The sequence below is a fragment of the Adlercreutzia wanghongyangiae genome (assembly GCF_035989245.1).
In the GTDB taxonomy this organism is placed as follows: domain Bacteria; phylum Actinomycetota; class Coriobacteriia; order Coriobacteriales; family Eggerthellaceae; genus Adlercreutzia; species Adlercreutzia wanghongyangiae.
In genome coordinates this window covers 179,373-193,465 of sequence record NZ_JAYMFF010000009.1, presented here as the reverse complement: position 1 = coordinate 193,465, position 14,093 = coordinate 179,373, and the positions used below count along the sequence as shown (strand labels likewise).

The 14,093-nt window shown below is 65.0% G+C and carries 14 protein-coding genes; all 14 read left to right on the top strand.

Features of this window, described 5'->3' with window-relative positions; genetic code table 11:
* The first annotated feature begins 53 nt into the window (after window positions 1-53).
* The 14 genes from VIN30_RS05885 (at window position 54) to VIN30_RS05820 (ending at window position 14,057) form a co-directional block, all read left to right on the top strand.
* Window positions 54-1,844 (top strand): AMP-binding protein, encoded by a 1,791-nt coding sequence (locus VIN30_RS05885; RefSeq protein WP_338210035.1) that lies wholly within the window; start codon window positions 54-56, stop codon window positions 1,842-1,844.
* A 1-nt stretch (window position 1,845) separates the two neighbouring features.
* Window positions 1,846-2,604 (top strand): nucleotide-binding protein, encoded by a 759-nt coding sequence (locus tag VIN30_RS05880; RefSeq protein ID WP_338210033.1) that lies wholly within the window; start codon window positions 1,846-1,848, stop codon window positions 2,602-2,604.
* A 68-nt stretch (window positions 2,605-2,672) separates the two neighbouring features.
* Complete coding sequence (locus tag VIN30_RS05875; protein ID WP_338210031.1) at window positions 2,673-2,879, top strand: indolepyruvate ferredoxin oxidoreductase subunit alpha; 207 nt, start codon at window positions 2,673-2,675, stop codon at window positions 2,877-2,879.
* Between the two features lie 4 nt (window positions 2,880-2,883).
* Window positions 2,884-3,954, top strand: a complete 1,071-nt coding sequence (locus VIN30_RS05870) for a 3-methyl-2-oxobutanoate dehydrogenase subunit VorB (protein WP_338210029.1) — start codon at window positions 2,884-2,886, stop codon at window positions 3,952-3,954.
* Between the two features lies 1 nt (window position 3,955).
* The gene (locus tag VIN30_RS05865) at window positions 3,956-4,810 is read left to right on the top strand and encodes a thiamine pyrophosphate-dependent enzyme (protein WP_326424574.1); all 855 of its coding nucleotides are present in this window, start codon (window positions 3,956-3,958) and stop codon (window positions 4,808-4,810) included.
* The gene (locus VIN30_RS05860) at window positions 4,810-5,346 is read left to right on the top strand and encodes a 2-oxoacid:acceptor oxidoreductase family protein (RefSeq protein ID WP_326424575.1); all 537 of its coding nucleotides are present in this window, start codon (window positions 4,810-4,812) and stop codon (window positions 5,344-5,346) included. Before VIN30_RS05865 ends, VIN30_RS05860 begins: the two co-directional genes overlap by 1 nt.
* A gap of 164 nt (window positions 5,347-5,510) precedes the next feature.
* Window positions 5,511-6,065 carry a helix-turn-helix domain-containing protein gene (locus tag VIN30_RS05855; RefSeq protein ID WP_326424576.1) on the top strand — a complete coding sequence of 185 codons (555 nt, stop codon included), beginning with the start codon at window positions 5,511-5,513 and terminating at the stop codon, window positions 6,063-6,065.
* A gap of 187 nt (window positions 6,066-6,252) precedes the next feature.
* Complete coding sequence (locus tag VIN30_RS05850; RefSeq protein ID WP_326424577.1) at window positions 6,253-7,926, top strand: AMP-binding protein; 1,674 nt, start codon at window positions 6,253-6,255, stop codon at window positions 7,924-7,926.
* Window positions 7,927-8,201: 275 nt separating this feature from the next.
* Window positions 8,202-8,945 carry a cytochrome c-type protein Cgr1 gene (gene cgr1 / locus VIN30_RS05845; RefSeq protein WP_326424578.1) on the top strand — a complete coding sequence of 248 codons (744 nt, stop codon included), beginning with the start codon at window positions 8,202-8,204 and terminating at the stop codon, window positions 8,943-8,945.
* A 267-nt stretch (window positions 8,946-9,212) separates the two neighbouring features.
* Window positions 9,213-9,932, top strand: a complete 720-nt coding sequence (cgr1, locus tag VIN30_RS05840; protein WP_338210026.1) for a cytochrome c-type protein Cgr1 — start codon at window positions 9,213-9,215, stop codon at window positions 9,930-9,932.
* Window positions 9,933-10,127: 195 nt separating this feature from the next.
* The gene (locus VIN30_RS05835; protein WP_326424580.1) at window positions 10,128-10,664 is read left to right on the top strand and encodes a rubrerythrin family protein; all 537 of its coding nucleotides are present in this window, start codon (window positions 10,128-10,130) and stop codon (window positions 10,662-10,664) included.
* A 571-nt stretch (window positions 10,665-11,235) separates the two neighbouring features.
* A complete protein-coding gene (gene pyrR, locus VIN30_RS05830) occupies window positions 11,236-11,832 on the top strand; it encodes a bifunctional pyr operon transcriptional regulator/uracil phosphoribosyltransferase PyrR (RefSeq protein WP_326424581.1) in 597 nt (198 codons plus the stop codon).
* A gap of 4 nt (window positions 11,833-11,836) precedes the next feature.
* Window positions 11,837-12,781, top strand: coding sequence for an aspartate carbamoyltransferase catalytic subunit (locus VIN30_RS05825; RefSeq protein ID WP_326424582.1), 945 nt, complete (start codon window positions 11,837-11,839; stop codon window positions 12,779-12,781).
* Entirely contained in the window at window positions 12,765-14,057 is a 1,293-nt protein-coding gene (locus VIN30_RS05820) for a dihydroorotase (RefSeq protein ID WP_326424583.1), read from the top strand. The genes VIN30_RS05825 and VIN30_RS05820 overlap by 17 nt, the downstream gene beginning before the upstream one ends.
* The last annotated feature ends 36 nt before the right edge of the window (window positions 14,058-14,093 follow it).

Genomic DNA, 14,093 nt, shown 5'->3' with positions numbered 1-14,093 from the left:
CCGCCTCATTTCCGATCATCTTCCCACCTGCGACTTCATAACGAGGAACCCTTATGCGACATATCAACGAGCGTTACGTTACCGAGGCCTACGACGAGGGCGGCCTGCTCACCCAGTTCGACGTGAATGTGCCGGACGACTTCAACTTCGCCTACGACGTGGTGGACGACATCGCCCTGGCCGATCCCGAGCGCCGCGCCATGGTGTGGTGCAACCCGGAGGGGGAGGAGCACGTCTTCACCTTCGCCGACATGAAGAAGTGGTCCGACAAGACGGCCAACTTCCTCGCCGACTGTGGCATCGGCCGCGGCGACTTCGTCATGGTCATCCTGCGGCGCCACTACCAGTTCTGGTTCACCATGCTGGCCCTGCAGAAGCTCGGCGCTGTGGCGGTGCCGGCCACCTTCATGCTGAAGGAGCACGACCTGACCTATCGCCTGCGCGGCGCCGACATCAAGGCCGTGGTGTGCACGAGCGTCGGCGACATCGCCGACACCGTGGACGCGGTCGTAGCCGAGTGCCCCAGCGTGCAATCGCTCATCCTGGTGAACCCCGCCGGCGCGGGCCTCACGCCCCAAGATGCCGACGGCACCTGGCTCATCGGCGCGGGCGAGCTGGCCGGCCCTGTGCTCTCGGGCCCCGAGGGCATCTGCGCCGCGCCCGCCGAGCGTGCCGGCTGGCATGACTTCAACACCGAGGTGCGCGCCGCCTCCGACGATTTCGAGCGCCGCGAGACCGCCGCGGCCGACCCCATGCTCATGTACTTCTCCAGCGGCACCACGGGCAACCCCAAGATGGTGCTGCACGATGCGGGCTACGCGCTCGCGCACCTCATCACGGCGAAGCACTGGCACAACGTGAACCCCGAGGGGCTGCACTTCACCATCGCCGACACCGGTTGGGGCAAGGCCGTATGGGGCAAGTTCTTCGGGCAGTGGCTCATGGAGGCCGCCGTGCTCACCTACGACTTCGACCGCTACGATCCCGCCGACATCTTGGCGCTTCTGGGGAAGTACGGCGTGACCACGCTGTGCTGCCCGCCCACCATGTATCGCCTCATGACCGAGGTGGACGTGGACGCCTTCGACCTGTCCAGCTTGGAGTACTGCACCACCGCCGGCGAGGCGCTGAACCCCGACTTGTTCGACTTCTGGCGCGAGCACACCGGCCTTACCATCTACGAGGGCTTCGGCCAGACCGAGACACCCCTCACGGTGGCGAACCTCACGAATTCCACGCCGCGCCCCGGCTCCATGGGCAAGCCCGTGCCCCTGTACAAGATGGCCATCCTGCGCGGCGACGGCACCGAGTGCGACACCGGCGAGACCGGCGAGATCTGCATCGGCATTAACCCGCATCCGGCCGGCATCATGATGGAGTACTACCGCAACCCCGAGAAGACCGCCGAGGCCATGTACGACGGCTGGTATCACACCGGCGACACCGCCTGGCGCGACGAGGAGGGCAACTACTGGTACGTGGGCCGCAACGACGACGTCATCAAGTCGAGCGGCTACCGCATCGGCCCCTTCGAGATAGAATCGGTGATGCTGGAGCACGACGCGGTGCGCGAGGTGGCCGTCACCGGCGTGCCCGACCCGGTGCGCGGCTTCGCCGTGAAGGCCACGGTAGTGCTCGCCGACGGATGGCAGGGCTCCGACGCTCTCACCGAGGAACTGCAGAAGTGGGTGAAGCGCCAGACCGCTCCCTACAAGTACCCGCGCGTCATCGAGTACGTGGACGATCTGCCCCGCACCGTGAACGGGAAGATCCGCCGCGCGGCCATCCGCGAGGCCGACAAGGCCCAGCATGAGGCGCCGAAGACCCCCGAGGGGCTGATCTAGGGTGGCCGACCGATCGGGCGCGGTGCCCTTCGCACTCGCGCCGGTCAACGTCATCGTGGGCCACTACGGGGTGGGGAAGACCAACTTCGCCCTGAACCTGGCGTTAGATGCCGCCGCTGCCGGCTTGCAGGTGACCCTCGCCGATATGGATGTGGTGAACCCGTACTTCCGCTCCAGCGAGTACGCGGCACTGTTGGAAGACGCCGGGGTGCGCCTCATTGCCCCGGTGTTCGCCGGTGTCGGCACCAGCCTGGATGTGCCCTCGCTCACCGGCGCGGTGGTGCCCGCCATCCAGGCAGCCTACGACCGCCGCGCCGCGGACGCGACCTCGCGCCAGGTGGTTATCATCGACGCGGGCGGCGACGACGTGGGCGCCACGGCCCTCGCGCGCTTCGCGGCGGCCATTCGCCAGGGTCCCCATGAGGTGATCTACGTGGTGAACGCCTTCCGCAACCTCACCCAGGACGCAGGCGCCGCGGTGGAGGTGCTGCGCGAGATCGAGGCGAAAAGCGGCCTTTCCGCCACGGCGGTGGCCGGCAACTCGCACCTGCAGGACGACACCACCTTGGGACACATCGTGGAATCTGTTCCCTTTGCTCGGGAAACCGCTGCCCGAGCGGGGCTGCCGTTGCGGTGCATTACGGTGCCAATGTCGGCCATTCAGCGGGAAAACGCCGGGTCGGCCGCCTTGGCCGATATTCCGGAAAGCTATCCTGTACGGGTGCTTGTTTCACTGCCCTGGTCCTCCGGGGACAGATAGACGCCAAGCGAGAGAGGGCGCTGCGAGGGCGGCGCCGCGAGGAGATACGAGCGCGAGAGAAGGTAGATATGGCACGAATCACCGTTGACGATTTCTTCTGCAAGGGCTGCGGCCTGTGCGTGGACGTCTGCCCGGTTTCCATTCTGGAGCTGGACCCCGACGTCATCACGGCCAAGGGGTACCATCCGGCCCATTGCATCGACCAGGAGAAGTGCACGGGCTGCGCCACGTGCGCCCTCATGTGCCCCGATGTGGCCATCACGGTAGAAAGGTAGTTCCATGGCTCAGAAAGTACTGATGAAGGGCAACGAGGCCATGGCCGAGGCGGCCCTGCGCGCCGGTTGCCGCTTCTTCTTCGGGTATCCCATCACCCCGCAGACCGAGGTGGCGGCCTATATGTCGAAGATGATGCCGAAGGTGGGGGGCACCTACCTGCAGGCCGAGTCCGAGGTGGCGGCCATCAACATGGTGTACGGCGCCGCTGCGGCCGGCGCCCGCGTGATGACGTCCTCGTCGTCGCCGGGCATCTCGCTGAAGAGCGAGGGCATCTCCTACATGGCCGGCGCCGATCTGCCGGGCGTCATCATCAACGTGCAGCGCGGCGGCCCGGGCCTCGGTTCCATCCAGCCCTCCCAGGCCGACTACTGGCAGGCCACCAAGGCTACCGGTCACGGCGACTTCCACATCGTGGTATACGCCCCCTCCACCGTGCAGGAGATGGCCGACTACGCTTTTGCGGCCTTCGACACCGCCGACAAGTACCGCGTGCCCGTGATGATCATGGCCGACGGCCTTCTGGGCCAGATGATGGAGCCGGTGGTGCTGCCCGAGCCCAAGGCCGAGGGCGATCTGCCCGAGAAGCCCTGGGCCACCGTCGGCCACGGCATGAAGCGTCCCCATAACGTGGTGAACTCGCTGTACCTGACCGCCGAGGACCTGGACGAGCTGAACCGCGAGCGTTACGAGCGCTACGCGGTCATCAAGGAGAACGAGCAGCGATCGGAGCTGTACCTCACCGAAGACGCCGACATCGTGCTGGTGGCCTTCGGCGCCTCGGCCCGCATTGCGCGCTCGGCGGTGAACGCCGCTCGCGAGCAGGGCATCAAAGCGGGGCTTCTGCGCCCCATCACGCTGTGGCCATTCCCTGAGCGCGCCGTGGAGGACCTGGTGCCCCGCACCAAGGCCTTCCTGTCTGTGGAGATGAACATGGGCCAGATGGTGGAGGACGTGCGCCTGGCCGTGGCCGGTCGCGTGCCGGTGGAGTTCTACGGTCGCGCCGGCGGCGTTATCCCCACCCCCGACGAGGTGCTTTCCGCCATCGTCGCGCTGAACGAGAAAGTAGGTGAGTAGCATGACCGAGGCTGAGAACAAGGACATGAAGGTTGTTTACCAGCGTCCCCACTCGCTGCTCCCCGTGGTCACGAACTTCTGCCCCGGCTGCCCTCACGGCATCGTGGAGCGCCTGATCTGCGAGACCATGGACGAGCTTGGCATCGAGGGCGAGACCATCGGCGTGGCACCGGTGGGCTGCGCGGTTATCTCCTACGACTTCTTCGGCTGCGACATGATCGAGGCCGCCCACGGTCGGGCGCCGGCGGTGGCCACGGCCGTGAAGCGCGTGCTGCCCGACAAAGTGGTGTTCTCCTACCAGGGCGACGGCGACTTGGCCTCCATCGGCATGGCCGAGACCATCCACGCAGCCACGCGCGGCGAGAATATCACGGTCATCTTCATCAACAACGCCATCTACGGTATGACCGGCGGCCAGATGGCTCCCACGTCGCTGCCGAACCAGGTTACCCAGACGAGTCCCTACGGCCGCGATGTGGCCACGGCGGGCAACCCCATCCGCGTGAGCGAGCTTCTGAACTCGCTGGACGGCCCGGCCTACATCGAGCGCGTGACGGTGGATTCGCCCAAGAACGTGCGCAAGGCCAAGCGCGCCATCAAGAAAGCCTTCCAGAACCAGATCGACGGCGTGGGCTACTCGTTTGTGGAAGTGGTGTCCACCTGTCCTACCAACTGGGGCATGACGCCGCAGGACGCCTTCGCATGGATGCGCGAGAACATGCTGCCCTATTATCCGCTGGGCGTGGTGCGCGACGTGGTGGCCGACGGCTATGCCAACGCCGCCGAGGCCGCCAGTGCCCGCAACGCGGCATGTCCCATCGCCCACCCCGAGGCCCATGCGGAAGGAGGCAACTAATGAGCCAGGATCTGAAATGCGTGGTGGCCGGCTTCGGCGGCCAGGGATCGCTGTTCGCTGGCAAGGTGATCGCCACGGCCGGCCTCATGGAGGACCGTGAGGTGTCGTGGATGCCCTCCTACGGCCCCGAGATGCGCGGCGGCACGGCCAACTGCTCGGTCACGCTGTCGGATGCGCCCATCGGCAGCCCGCTGGTGCTCGATCCCAATGCGCTCATCGCGCTGAACCAGCCCTCCTTCGACAAGTTCCTCGACACGGTGGTCGACGGCGGCGTGGTGGTGGTGGACACCGCCATGGTACCGAACGTGACCGAGCGCGCGGGCGTGCAGGTGGTGGGCATTCCCGCCACGAAGATGTGCGAGGAGGCGGGGCTGAAGGGCCTCGGCAACATCGTGCTCATCGGCAAGCTGTGGGCTGCCACCCAGTTCTGCACTCGCGCGTCGCTGGATGCGGCCATCGAGCACGTGGTTCCCGCCAACAAGCCCGAGAAGCTGGAGCAGAACCGCAAGGCTATCGAGATCGGCATCAACGCCTAATTCTTCGGTCGCAGTGCGGCAGGCGCGAGACGGAGCGGGCGTCCCCGCGCGCAGGTTGCGCAGCGAACGGAACAGGACTAAATGTCCTGTTCCGCCGAGCGAGCCATTGCTTGAGCACGGGGATGTCCGCCCCGTCTCGGGCCGGACAAGATAGAAGGACTGACATGGAAGAAGAGAACCTGAAAGACTTGGGTGAGCGCCTGCAGGGCCTGCGCGAGGCGTGCGATGTGTCGCGCCACACCATGGCCGAGGAGCTCGGCGTGGACATCGAGACCTACCGCGCCTGGGAGGAGACCGGGGTGGACATTCCCATCTCGGCTATTTACCACATGGCCCGCAAGTTCAACGTCGATCTTACCGAGATCCTCACGGGCACCGCACCCAAGCTGGACACCTACCACTTGGTGCGCCACGGCGAGACCGAGGAGGTGGAGCGCTTCCCGGGCTACCACTACGAGGACATGGCCAGTCGCTATGCCCGCAAGATCATGCAGCCGCTGCTGGTGGTCCTGGATCCGTGCGATGCGCCGGCAGAGCTGGTGTGCCACGACGGCCAGGAGTTCAACTACGTGCTGGAAGGCTCGCTCATCCTCACCTTCGGCGACCGCGACATCCAGCTGAACGCCGGCGACAGCATCTACTTCAACCCCACCTACCCCCACGGCCAGCGCTGCAACGGCACCGAGCCCTGCAAGTTCATCACCATCATCGCGGAGTAACTTGTTCCGTTCGCCCTGGCGGGACGAACGGACACGCTGATGCTGCGGTTCCGACAGGCACCTGGCCTTGCCCCTTGTTTCGGGCTCGGCGCGTACCGAAGTACGCTTGGCCCGAAGGCGGGGCAATTCCAGGCACCTGTCGAAACCTCGCTGACCTTGCCAACGAAGTAAGTCCGAGGAGTTTTTAATGGATCACGTTCTAAAGAAATATTGTCCCCGTATCGAGTTCGACTCCTACGAGGACTTCGCCGAGAACTTCACCATCGAGGTTCCCGAGGCCTTCAACTTCGGCTTCGACGTCGTGGACGAATGGGCCGCCGTGGAGCCCGACAAGCGTGCGCTTCTGTGGTGCAACGACGCCGGCGAGGAGCGCACCTTCACCTTCACCGACATCAAGCGCCTGTCCAACCAGGCCGCCAACGCCTTCGCCGAGGTGGGTATCGGCAAGGGCGACGTGGTGATGTGCATTCTGCGCCGCCGCTGGGAGTACTGGATCTGCGCCGTAGCCCTGTGCAAGCTGGGCGCCACCATCATCCCGGCCACGCTGCAGCTCACCCGCAAGGACGTGGTATACCGCGCCAACAGCGCCGATGTGCGCGCCATCGTGGCCGTGAACGACGACTACGTGTGCACCCAGGTGGAAGAGGCCATGCCCGACTGCCCCACGGTGCGCGAGAAGTTCATTGTGGACGGCAGCCGCGAGGGCTGGGTCGACTTCGACGATCTCATCGCCGGCTTCCCTGATACCTTCGAGCGGCCTCAGGGCGAGGCAGGTGTCACGTCGAAGGACATCATGCTCATGTACTTCACGAGCGGCACCACCGGCAACCCCAAGGCCGTGGAGCACAACTTCGCGCACCCGCTCGGTCACATCATCACGGCGAAGTACTGGCAGCAGGTGCAGGAGGACAAGCTGCACATGTCGGTGACCGACTCGGGCTGGGCCAAGTTCGGCTGGGGCAAGATCTACGGCCAGTGGATCGCCGGCGCCACCATCTTCGCCTACGACATGGACTCCTTCGTGCCGACGAACCTGCTGCAGAAGATCCAGGACTATAAGCTCACCACGTTCTGCGCGCCGCCCACCATGTACCGCTTCATGCTGCAGGAGGACGTGGCCGCCTACGATCTGTCCAGCGTCGAGAACTTCGCCACGGCCGGCGAGCCTTTGAACGCCGAGGTGACCATCCAGTGGGAGCGCCTTACCGGCAAGAAGATCCGCGAGGGCTTCGGCCAGACCGAGGGCCCGGTGCTTCTGGCCACCTTCCCATGGGTAGAGCCGCGCCCCGGCTCCATGGGCAAGCCCTCGCCGCTGCTCAACGTGAAGCTGCTCGACGAGGACGGCCGCGAGGTGGAGGACGGCGAGGAGGGCGCCATCTGCGTCACGGGCCTTAAGGAGGCCTACCCGCCGGGCCTGTTCGTGGGTTACTACGGCAACGAGGAGAAGACGGCCGAGGCCGTGGGCGGGGAGTACTACAACCTGCACGACATGGCCTGGCGCGACTCGGACGGCTACTGCTTCTTCGTGGGCCGCAACGACGACGTCATCAAGTGCTCGGGCTACCGCATCGGGCCCTTCGAGGTGGAAAGCGCGCTCGTGGAGCATCCGGCGGTGGTGGAGTGCGCCGTCACGGCGGCGCCCGACCCCATCCGCGGCAAGGTGGTGAAGGCCACCGTCGTGCTCGCCCGCGGCTACGAGGGCACCGACGCGCTCACCCGCGAGCTACAGGAGCACGTGAAGAAGACCACGGCGCCCTACAAGTACCCGCGCATCATCGAGTACACCGACGAGCTGCCCAAGACCATCGGCGGCAAGATCAAGCGAAAGCTCATCCGCCAGACCGACGGCATCCAGGACTAACGCCGGCGGCGGAGCGAAACGGAACGAGGAAGGCGAGGCGGCTTTATAGCTGCCTCGCTTCGCGTTTTCGGGTGGATGCGACGCTTCCGCTGCCGTCTGCCTCCTTAGCGGCCTCGGGGTATAGATATTTTGTTACGAGATCGTTAGAATACCGATAGTCCTGCGTTTCCGCGAGGGCGTGCCCTCGAGCTTCCCACCTGGGGAGGGGTGGAAGCGGCGGATGCGCAGGGTGTCCAGGAAAGGAACGAGGAAAGGAAAGAAGGAGGTACTGGACGATGAGTGAAGAGACCAAAGTCGCGACCGAGGAAACCGCTGGGGCGGCCACCACGAGCGCTGCGGACTCCACGACCGAAGCTACTCCCAAAAAGAAAGGTAAGAAGAAGTGGCCCATCGTCGTGGGCGTCGTGGCGGCCGTGGTCATCGTGGCCGGCGCGGGCTTCTGGGTGTGGCACGAGCAGCCGAGCTTCTGCAACGCCATCTGCCACACGCCGATGGATCCGTACAACGCCACCTACGACCAGGAGCTGCACCAGACGGGCGTCGATAAGTGGGGCAACGAGGCCAGCACCGACGCCATGCTGTGCGTGACGCACAAGGCCACTGGCGCCACCTGCATGTCCTGCCATGTGCCGCAGATCAGCGAGCAGGTTACCGAGGGCATGAACTGGGTGACGGGCAACTACGTGGCTCCCCTGGAGGAGCGCAGCCTGGAGGAGCTCGTCGAGGCGCGCGGCATCGCTTCCGAGGAGTTCTGCCTGAACAGCGGCTGCCACGTGAATGACGACGGCTCCGTGATGACCCGCGACGATCTGGCCCAGATCACCGCGGACAAGAAGCGCAACCCGCACATCGGCCAGCATGGCGAGGTCGAGTGCAGCGAGTGCCACAAGGGCCATCGCGCGTCGGTGATGTACTGCTCCAACTGCCACAACGACGCCGAGCTGCCCGAGGGCTGGATTACCGCCGCCGAGGACAAGAAGCTGCAGAAGGCCTTCGAGTCCGGCGAGGCTGCCGCCTAGGCATCGCGTCCTATATGAGGTTCACAGGAAAAGCCGTCCTTCGGGATGGCTTTTTCTTGTGAATGGAGGCAATCCGTAACCTTTCTTCTCGTGCGCGCGTGGCTGAGTTGGGGTATCATCGGTGCGAAGCGAAATCGCAGGGGCCGTCGCACCGTGTGGGGCGCGACGGCCCCTGCGATGGGGTCAGCTGGGGAGGGCGGATCTGCTCGCTTCGCACGAAGGGGGCGCTCGTGCGCCCCGAGGATCCCCAACTGGAAGGATGAGAGTATGTCCGAAGAAGAGAAGAGCGTCGCCGAGGACGTGGTGGTCGAGGAAACGGCCGCGCCTCAGAAGAAGCGCAAGAAGTGGCCCATCGTCGTGGGCGTCGTGGCGGCCGTGGTCATCGTGGCCGGCGCGGGCTTCTGGGTGTGGCACGAGCAGCCCAGCTTCTGCAACGCCATCTGCCACACGCCGATGGACGCCTACCTGCCCACCTATGAGGCTGAGCTCGACCAGGCCTGCATCGACAAGTGGGGCAACGAGGTGACGAACTCCCGCGCGATGATGGCTCCGCTGCATCGCGCCGAGGCTGACAACGCCACCTGCCTGTCCTGCCATGTGCCCACGCTCAGCGAGCAGATATCCGAGGGTATCAACTGGGTCAGCGGCAACTACGAGGTGCTGCATACCCAGGCCGGTCTGGCTGTGCCCACCGAGCGCACCCTGGAGGATCTGGTGGCGGCCCGCGGTCTGGAGCCCGATCAGTTCTGCCTGAACGAGTCGTGCCACAACATGACCCGCGAGGATCTGGCCAACGCCACCTCCGACATGAAGCGCAACCCGCATATCGGCCAGCATGGCGAAGTGGCCTGCGGCGAGTGCCACAAGGCCCACCGCGCGTCGGTGATGTACTGCTCCAACTGCCACAACGACGCCGAGGTGCCCGACGGCTGGATCACTGCCGCCGAGGACAAGAAGCTCGTCAAGCAGCTGGAGGAGGGCAAGTAATCGTTCTTGCATCCGCTCTGCCGAGCCGTCCTTCGGGGCGGCTCTTTTGTTTTCAGAGCGGCGCGCATTCGGTTACGGTTGCGCATCTTCTGGGTTTTTTCCGTTGGGAATCCGTTGGTTTCGCCCACCATGGAGCAAGGCAAGCGCGCGACAGTCGGGCCGCCGCGCGGCACCGATACCGAAAAGGAGCCAATCATGGAACTGGAGAAGTCCCAAACCTGGAAGAACCTGGAAGACGCCCTCAGCCAAGAGGCCGTGGCCTATTGCGAGTACACCTTCTACGCCCAGCAGGCCGCAAAGGACGGCTACACGCAAATCTCGGAGATATTCAACGAGACGGCCGGCAACGAGCTGCACCACGCCAAGCTGCACTTCAAGAAGCTGCACGACGGCGGCGTGCCGCACACGCTGGACAACCTGAAGGCCGCCCGTGGCGACGAGGACGCCGAGGTGAAGGTGTATCTGGGTTATGCAAAGACTGCCCGCGAGGAGGGCTTTGCCGATCTGGCCGACTTCTTCGAGGGCCTGGCTGCCATCGAGAAGAGCCACGAGGACCGCTTCGATCTGCTCATCGAGCGCATCAACAACGACGAGGTGTTCCGCCGCAAGGAGGTGAAGGTGTGGGTGTGCACTGTGTGCGGTCACATCGAGATCGGCACCGAGCCTCCCGAGAAGTGTCCTGTATGCGAGCATCCGCGCGGCCACTTCAAGATCAAGGCTGAGAACTACTAAGTTCTGATATCCCCGTGTCATCCTGAGCAGGCGAAGGGAGCCGAAGGATCTCCGCAACCCGAGGGATCCTTCTACTTCGCCTTGCAGCTCGTCGCCCGTCGGGGCCACGGGGTACTTTGATTCGCTCAAACAGTCCTCGCTTTGGAGAACAGGACATTAAGTCCTGTTCTCGTCGCTGCGGAACTCGCTCGGTCAAGGCACCCCGCGACCCCTCTACGCCTAACCATGCTTCCGAACAATTGCAGGCACCTGTCGGAGCCTCGCTGACTTCCTTGGGCGAACCTACGGCCATCCTTTTCTCGCCTTTTTTGAAAAAATCTAACACAATGCTTGCGCATCATCATTTCAGGGTGTATGGTGCAACCGTCCTTTAAATGCGGTACAGAGAGGCCGACAAGGTACACCCCGTGCGCGGGGGCGCGACTGGCAAGCGTCGCGAACATAAGCGCACTTCGTGAGCCTCGTCGCCAGACGGGCTTTTTTATTGCCCGCGGCGGCAACGTGAACGCGGAAAACTCGGACGCGCTCGCGGGTTTCGTCTGTACGCACTGATCCTGCGAAGGGAGTGTGTATGAACGACGCAAGCTTGGTCAAGTCCGTCTGCATGGATGCAGACGAGATCGAGCGGTCGGTGACGCGCATCGCGCACCAGATCCTCGAGGCCAACAAGGGTGCGGCGAACCTGGCGCTCGTGGGCATTGTGACCCGCGGCGATCTTCTCGCGAAGATGCTCGCCCACAAGATTCAGGAAATCGAGGGGGTGGAAGTTCCCCTCGGCAAGCTGGACATCAGCTTCTACCGCGACGATTTCGCGACCCATTTCGCCCCCGAGGTCCATTCCACCGACATTTCCTTCGACATCGACGGCAAGACCGTTGTGCTGGTGGACGACGTGCTGTACACCGGCCGTACCATCCGCGCGGCGCTGGACGCCCTCATGGATATCGGCCGCCCGGCTGCCGTGGAGCTGGCGGTGCTGGTGGACCGCGGCCATCGCGAGCTGCCCATCCGCGCCGACTTCGTGGGCAAGAACGTGCCCTCGTCCTCCGATGAGAACGTGCGCCTGTTCCTGGAAGAGGTGGACGGCATCTCGGCCGTGGAGATTCTGGAAATCGAGCCGGGCAAGCGAGCCGGCTCGGCCCCCATCAAGACCAACGGAGGTGAGTAGGGCCATGGCCTTCAACCACAAGCACCTTATCGACATCACCGAGTACTCGGCTGACGACATCATGACCATTCTGGAGACGGCCAAGAACTTCAAGCAGGTGAACGAGCGCCGCATCAAGAAGGTGCCCACGCTCAAGGGCTTCACCGTGGTGAACATGTTCAACGAGCCCTCCACCCGCACCCGCTCCTCCTTCGAGATTGCCGAGAAGCGCCTGTCGGCCGACTCACTGAACTTCGGCGGCTCCTCCACGGCCACCGTGAAGGGCGAGAGCCTGGTGGACACCGTGAAGACGCTGTGCTCCTACAAGATCGACTGCATCGTGGTGCGCGACCGCTGGGCCGGCGTGCCCCGCAAGATCGCGGACGTCTCCGGCGTGTCGGTCATCGACGCCGGCGACGGCAAGCACCAGCATCCCACCCAGGCGCTGCTGGATCTGTACTCCATCTGGGAGGAGAAGGGCTCCTTCGATAACCTGCACGTGGGCGTGGTGGGCGACATCGCGCACTCCCGCGTGTGCGGCTCGCTTATTCCCGCGCTGAAGATCATGGGCTGCGAGGTGACGGTCATCGCACCCCCCACGCTGCTGCCCGCCCGCCCCGACATCCTGGGCGCCGACCATGTGACGAGCAACCTGGACGAGGCCCTGCCCGAGCTGGACGTGGTGTACATGCTGCGCATCCAGCGCGAGCGCTTCGAGGGCGCGCCCTACCCGAACCTGCGCGAGTACAACCTGCTCTACGGCCTCACTGAGGAGCGCGACCGTCTCATGAAGCCCGACGCCTGCGTGTGCCACCCCGGCCCCATCAACCGCGGCGTTGAGCTGGACAGCTTCATGGCCGACCATCCCAAGCGCTCCATCATCCTCGACCAAGTCTACGCCGGCGTCCTCGTGCGCATGGCCGCCCTGTACCTGCTCCTAGGAGGTAGCAACGATGGCATTGATGCTTAAGAACGCTCGTCTGATCGACCCGCAGATCGGCCTGGACGAGGTGGCCGACATTCTCATCCGCGACGGCAAGATCGTGGAGGTGGGCCACAACCTGACCATGGAGAAGGGCGTCGAGCGCGACCTCTCCGGCAAGATCGTCACCCCCGGGCTTGTGGACATGCACGTGCACTTCCGCGACCCGGGCCAGGAGCAGAAGGAGGACATCGCCTCCGGAACACGTGCTGCGGCCCACGGCGGCTTCACGGCCGTGTGCACCATGCCGAACACGAGCCCGGTGGTGGACGACGCCGTGGCCGTGGAGTACGTGAAGGCCCGCGCCGCCGCAGTGGGGAAGTGCCGCGTCATCCCGTCAGGCGCCTGCTCGAAGGATTTGAAAGGCGAGGTGCTCTCAGACATGGGCGACATGTACGCCCACGGTGCGCCCGTGTTCACCGACGACGGCCACGGCATCCAGGACGCCGGCATGATGCGCCGCGTCATGGACTACGCCCGCCAGTTCGACACCGTCATCATGGCCCACTGCCAGGACGACTCGCTCGTGGCCGACGGCCAGGTGAACGAGGGCGTGGCGAGCACGCGCCTGGGCATGGTGGGCTGGCCGGCCGAGGGCGAGGAGCTTGAGATCGCCCGCGACATCGCGCTCTGCCGCCTGACGGGCTGCCCGCTGCACATCCAGCACATCACCACCAAGCGCGGCCTCGATCTGGTGGCCGCCGCCAAGGCCGAGGGGCTGCCCGTGACCTGCGAGGTGACCCCGCACCATATGTTCCTCACCGAGGACGACATCACCGCCGAGTACCAGACCTCGCTCAAGGTGAACCCGCCGCTGCGCACCGCCGAGGACGCCGCCGCCCTCATCGAGGGCCTCGCGAATGGCGTGATCGACGCCATCGTCACCGACCACGCGCCCCACACCGACTGGGAGAAGGACCGCGAGTTCGAGCTGGCTCCCTTCGGCATGACCGGCCTTGAGACCTCGCTCTCACTCGTGCTCACGCACCTCGTGCGCGCCGGCGTAATCGACTACGGCCGCATGGTTCAGGCCATGGCCGTCGCCCCCCGCGCCATTCTGCGCCAGGAGCCGGTGAAGATCGAGGCGGGCAGTGTGGCCGACCTCACGGTCATCGATCCCGAGGCCGCCTGGACGGTCGCCGTGGAGGACTTCTGCTCCAAGGCCAACAACTCCGGCTTCATCGGGGCCGAGCTCGTGGGCCGTGCCACCGACGTCTACGTCGGCGGCTACGCCACCATGGAAGACGGCGCTATCGTCGAGTAGCGCCGACAGCGAGCACAGAGCCGCAGTTCGCAGGGG

Bases quoted from the DNA above. Each gene is read 5' to 3' on its own strand.
- VIN30_RS05885 (WP_338210035.1), top strand. From the start codon at position 54: ATGCGACATATCAACGAGCGTTACGTTACCGAGGCCTACGACGAGGGC.
- VIN30_RS05875 (WP_338210031.1), top strand. From the start codon at position 2,673: ATGGCACGAATCACCGTTGACGATTTCTTCTGCAAGGGCTGCGGCCTG.
- VIN30_RS05870 (WP_338210029.1), top strand. From the start codon at position 2,884: ATGGCTCAGAAAGTACTGATGAAGGGCAACGAGGCCATGGCCGAGGCG.
- VIN30_RS05865 (WP_326424574.1), top strand. From the start codon at position 3,956: ATGACCGAGGCTGAGAACAAGGACATGAAGGTTGTTTACCAGCGTCCC.
- VIN30_RS05860 (WP_326424575.1), top strand. From the start codon at position 4,810: ATGAGCCAGGATCTGAAATGCGTGGTGGCCGGCTTCGGCGGCCAGGGA.
- VIN30_RS05855 (WP_326424576.1), top strand. From the start codon at position 5,511: ATGGAAGAAGAGAACCTGAAAGACTTGGGTGAGCGCCTGCAGGGCCTG.
- VIN30_RS05850 (WP_326424577.1), top strand. From the start codon at position 6,253: ATGGATCACGTTCTAAAGAAATATTGTCCCCGTATCGAGTTCGACTCC.
- cgr1 (WP_326424578.1), top strand. From the start codon at position 8,202: ATGAGTGAAGAGACCAAAGTCGCGACCGAGGAAACCGCTGGGGCGGCC.
- cgr1 (WP_338210026.1), top strand. From the start codon at position 9,213: ATGTCCGAAGAAGAGAAGAGCGTCGCCGAGGACGTGGTGGTCGAGGAA.
- VIN30_RS05835 (WP_326424580.1), top strand. From the start codon at position 10,128: ATGGAACTGGAGAAGTCCCAAACCTGGAAGAACCTGGAAGACGCCCTC.
- pyrR (WP_326424581.1), top strand. From the start codon at position 11,236: ATGAACGACGCAAGCTTGGTCAAGTCCGTCTGCATGGATGCAGACGAG.
- VIN30_RS05825 (WP_326424582.1), top strand. From the start codon at position 11,837: ATGGCCTTCAACCACAAGCACCTTATCGACATCACCGAGTACTCGGCT.
- VIN30_RS05820 (WP_326424583.1), top strand. From the start codon at position 12,765: ATGGCATTGATGCTTAAGAACGCTCGTCTGATCGACCCGCAGATCGGC.